Source organism: Kitasatospora sp. NPDC093558 (assembly GCF_040683475.1).
GTDB lineage: Bacteria > Actinomycetota > Actinomycetes > Streptomycetales > Streptomycetaceae > Kitasatospora.
In genome coordinates this window covers 1-4,487 of record NZ_JBFBDY010000523.1, presented here as the reverse complement: position 1 = coordinate 4,487, position 4,487 = coordinate 1, and the positions used below count along the sequence as shown (strand labels likewise).

The 4,487-nt window shown below is 73.3% G+C and carries 4 protein-coding genes and 1 pseudogene; 2 read left to right on the top strand and 3 right to left on the bottom strand.

What is annotated here, in order from left to right; all coding sequences use genetic code 11:
* Positions 1-362, bottom strand: a pseudogene (locus AB0O00_RS30590) (hypothetical protein); the annotation flags it as partial.
* Positions 363-693: 331 nt separating this feature from the next.
* Complete coding sequence (locus AB0O00_RS30585; RefSeq protein WP_363657268.1) at positions 694-1,356, bottom strand: DUF3000 domain-containing protein; 663 nt, start codon at positions 1,354-1,356, stop codon at positions 694-696.
* A gap of 146 nt (positions 1,357-1,502) precedes the next feature.
* Here AB0O00_RS30585 and hemE point away from each other — a divergent pair, with 146 nt between their 5' ends.
* The gene (gene hemE / locus AB0O00_RS30580; protein ID WP_363657266.1) at positions 1,503-2,606 is read left to right on the top strand and encodes a uroporphyrinogen decarboxylase; all 1,104 of its coding nucleotides are present in this window, start codon (positions 1,503-1,505) and stop codon (positions 2,604-2,606) included.
* Between the two features lie 49 nt (positions 2,607-2,655).
* Here hemE and AB0O00_RS30575 read toward each other — a convergent pair whose 3' ends face one another.
* Entirely contained in the window at positions 2,656-3,567 is a 912-nt protein-coding gene (locus AB0O00_RS30575; protein WP_363657264.1) for a DUF4349 domain-containing protein, read from the bottom strand.
* Between the two features lie 270 nt (positions 3,568-3,837).
* On the opposite strand from AB0O00_RS30575, the gene hemG reads away from it, so the two are divergent.
* On the top strand, positions 3,838-4,487 hold a 650-nt coding region (hemG, locus tag AB0O00_RS30570), incomplete at its 3' end, for a protoporphyrinogen oxidase (RefSeq protein WP_363657262.1).

Genomic DNA, 4,487 nt, shown 5'->3' with positions numbered 1-4,487 from the left:
GTACCGGCCGAGCCCGTGGACGGAGGCCAGCGCGGCGAGCTTCTCCGCGTCGACGGCGGCGACCTCGCCCGCACGCTGCGCCTGCTTGGTGTCGGCCAGCCCGCGGCGCGGGTCTCGGCCAGGATGGTCAGCCCGGAGCCGTCCGGCAGGTGCACGTCGGCGACGCAGATGTCGCGCGGGGTGGAGACCCGGGGGCGGGCCTCGGCGATCGAGGACACCTCGATCACGTCGCGGACGCCGAGCGCCCACAGGTGGCGGGTGACGGTGTTTCGGACGCGCGGATCGGCGATGACCACCATGGCGGTGGGCTTGGTCGGGCGGTAGGCGACCACGTTTGCGGGGTGCTCAAGAAGGACCGACACCAGGCCTCCTGCGGGGAGTGGCGGACGGAACCCCGATGGGGGCGGTCGGAGTGTTCCGCGTTCGGAAAGGGTCACAGTCTGCTTCGGCAGCTACCGTGCCCGGCTTTAGCGAAAGATCACGATCTAGTGAGTAACAATACGGACAAATCGCGCAAATGATTGATGCGACATGCCTGGTATTCGCACAAAATCGATCGGATTCGTCACCGGACGGGTCGGTGTCGATCGCTTTCGACCGGTGAATTGACGCAGAGCCGGTCCGAAGCCACGCTCCGTCAGCCCTGGGGGTGGCGTCGGGCCGGCCGGTGCCGCGCGGCCCCGACGCCACTCCTCAGTGCGAGCGCGGGCGCCGCCGGGCGGGCATCGGGACCACTCCACCGAGTGACGGGACGTCGGCGGGCGCCTGCGGGCCCGGGGCGGCCGGCGGCAGGCCCGCGCTGGTGCACAGCAGGTCCCCCCAGGCGGCCAGGTGCCGCTCGAAGCGGCCGTCGGCCGGCGTCCAGGAGGCCCGGATCTCGATCTCGGTCGAGGACGGCCGGTCCGCGAGCGCGCCGAAGTACTGCGAGGCGCACCTGGTCACCGTGCCGGACGGCTCCGCGTATCCGGCGCCGTGCGCCTGCAGCGCGTCCAGCAGCCAGGCCCAGCCGACCTCCGACAGCATCGGGTCGCCGGCCATCTCCGGCTCCAGCTCCGCGCGGGTCATCGTCACCACCCGGAACTCCCCGTTCCAGGCCTCCTGCCCGGCCGGGTCGTACAGCAGCACCAGCCGACCGTCCGCCAGCTCCTCGCCGTCCACCTCGACCGAGGCGGTCACCGCGAACGCGTGCGGGGCCAGCCGGCGCGGGGCCGGCGCGGGGGACAGCTGCACCTCGGGCCGCAGCCGCGCCCCGTCGAACGCCGCCACGGCGGCCCGGAACTCGCTCGGCGCCCCCTCCCGACCCGTTCCGCCACCTGTTCCGCCACCCTGCGCGGGGTGCCCGCCGACCGCTGCCATGACCCGAAGACTAGGTCGAAGACCCGGGTTATCGCCGCAACTTCCGCCTGCGCGGCGTGCCGGAACGGCAAACCCGGCCAGATCTTGGAGGAACCGACGAGACCGGCCGGGGAGTGCCGTCCGGGGCGCGTGCGAAGATTTGAACCGTGAGCGAGACTACGGCAGACACCACGGCGGCCACCCTCGACGGCCCGCCCACCCCCGCGCGCCGCGGCGCCGCGTACGACTCCGCGTTCCTGCGCGCCTGCCGGCACGAGCCGGTGCCGCACACCCCGGTGTGGTTCATGCGCCAGGCCGGCCGCTCGCTGCCCGAGTACCTGAAGGTCCGCGAGGGCATCCCCATGCTGGAGTCCTGCATGCGGCCCGAGCTGGTCAAGGAGATCACCCTGCAGCCGGTGCGCCGGCACAAGGTGGACGCCGCGATCTTCTTCAGCGACATCGTGGTGCCGCTCAAGGCCGTCGGCATCGACGTCGAGATCAAGCCGAACGTCGGCCCGGTCATCGCCGACCCGATCCGCACCGCCGAGGACCTCAAGCGGCTGCGCCCGCTGGAGCCGGACGACGTCCCCTACATCACCGAGGCCGTCGGCATGCTCGTCGAGGAGCTCGGAGGCACCCCGCTGATCGGCTTCGCCGGCGCGCCGTACACGCTCGCCAGCTACCTGGTCGAGGGCGGTCCGTCCAAGAACCACGAGAACACCAAGGCCATGATGTACGGGCAGCCCGAGCTGTGGGCCGCCCTCGTCGACCGCCTCGCCGACATCACCTCCGCCTTCCTGAAGGTGCAGATCGAGGCCGGCGCCTCGGCGGTCCAGCTCTTCGACTCCTGGGTCGGCTCGCTGGCCCCCGACGACTACCGCCGCTCGGTCATGCCGTCCAGCGCCAAGGTCTTCGACGCCGTCGCCCACTACGGCGTGCCGCGGATCCACTTCGGCGTCGGCACCGGCGAGCTGCTCGGCCTGATGGGCCAGGCCGGCGCGGACATCGTCGGCGTCGACTGGCGGGTGCCGCTGAACGTCGCCGCCGAGCGGGTCGGCCCCGGCAAGGGCCTGCAGGGCAACCTCGACCCGGCCGTGCTGTTCGCCCCCACCAGGGTCGTCGAGACCAAGGCCCGCGAGGTCCTGCACGCCGCCCAGGCGCTCGGCACCAGCGGCCACATCTTCAACCTCGGCCACGGTGTCCTGCCCAGCATGGACCCGGACGCCCTCAGCCGCCTCGTCGCCTTCGTCCACGAGGCCAGCGCCCGCTGATCCCCGCGGTGGCGGGCTCCTCCCGGCGAGGGGCCCGCCACCGGCGCGTTCAGTCCTGCTCGTTCCCTTCCCGGCCGGATACGGCGGGGATGCGGTTCCGGCGCCACCACCAGTACGCAGCCGCGGCCGGGACGCCCAGCACCAGCAGGAACGGCGCCACCGCGGCGAGCCCGACGACCAGCCCGCGCAGGATCGTCAGCAGCACGTGCCAGCCGCCGCCCAGCGCGGCACCGGCCGAGGCCCAGAACCCCTTCTCCTCGGGCTTCGGCGGAGGCGGAGGCGCGGTCGCCGTGCGGCTCACGTCCAGGGTGATCGTCGACAGGGACGTCTTGGCGGACAGCTCCTTCTGCTGCTTCTGCAGCGACTCCAGATCCGCCTCGCGCCGGCTCAGCTCCGTCTCCAGCGAGGTGACCTCGCTCAGCGACTTGGCCTGCGCCATCAGCGCCCGCACCCGCTCCACGCTCGCCTGCTGTGACTGCACCCGGCTCGCCACGTCCGCGACCTGCTGCGTCACGTCGTCCGCCTGGCTCTTGCGGGACACCACCTCGCCGAGCCCGGCCAGCTGGTCCAGCGTCTGCTGGAAGGACGCCGACGGGACCTTGAGGGTCAGCTGGCCCCCCGCGTCGCCGTCACCGCCGCCCTTGATCGCCTCCCCGCCGACGTAGCCGCCGGAGGAGGTCGCCAACTCCCGGGCTTTCACCAGCAGTTGCCCGACATCCTGGGCGCGCAGGGACAGCTGCGCGCTGTACGCGATCAGCCGGTTGTCCGCCACCGGCGCGGCACTCGCCGCAGCGCCGCCGGCAGCCGGCGCCGCCGCGCTGGGCGCGGCAGCGGCAGCCGCCCCCTTGGGCGCGGGCGCCGCCGCCGAGTCCTGCGTCCCGTCACGCCCCGCGCTGCATCCGCCGACCAACGCCACCACGGCAGCCAGCACGGCCACCGCCCCCGCTCGTCTTGCTGTCATCGGGCCTCTCCCCAAGTCCGTTGTCAGGTCTCCCCATTGGACGAGCGACGAGAACGAACGGACCCCACCGGGAGATCGCAACTCCATCACAGCTCGGCCGCGACCCGGACTCGCTATCGTGGGCCCGTGAACGAGCTACCGGACTGGATGTACGCCCCACGCATCGAAGGCTGCGTCCGGTGCCGTTTCCGGTCTTGGTCGATCTCGGCTCGCTGGTGAAGCGTGCAGGGGATTGAGGCATTCGTGTAAGGACCTGCGAGACTGCGAGGCATGTCGGATGCACATGTCGTCGTCATCGGTGGCGGGATCGCGGGGCTGGCCGCGGCCGCGTTTCTCAGTGGGGCGGCCGGTGGGGGGCCGGCGCGGGCGCGGGTGACGTTGGTCGAGGCCTCGGGGCGGCTCGGGGGGAAGCTGCGCGGGGGTGAGGTCGGCGGGGTGCGGGTGGACCTCGGGGCCGAGTCGATGCTGGCGCGGCGGCCGGAGGGGGTCGAGCTCGCGCGGGCCGTCGGGCTGGCGGAGGCGCTGGAGCCGCCGACCACCGCGAAGGCGGCCATCTGGACCCGGGGCGCGCTGCGCCCGCTGCCGGGCGGGCAGGTCATGGGCGTCCCCGGCGACCTGGCGGCGCTGGCCGCGTCGCAGGTGCTGTCCGCCGACGGGCTGGAGCGGGCGCGGCACGAGGGCGTCACCGAGGTCGGCGACGACGTCGCGATCGGCCGGTACGTCGCCGACCGGCTCGGCCGCGAGGTGGTGGACCGGCTCGTCGAGCCGCTGCTGGGCGGCGTCTACGCCGGCCACGCGGACGAGATCTCGCTGCGCGCCGCCGTGCCGCAGCTGCTGCCGATCGCCCGCGGCGGCGGGTCGCTCGTCGAGGGGGTGCACGAGCTCGCCTCCCGGCCCGAGATCGTCGGCACGCCCGTCTT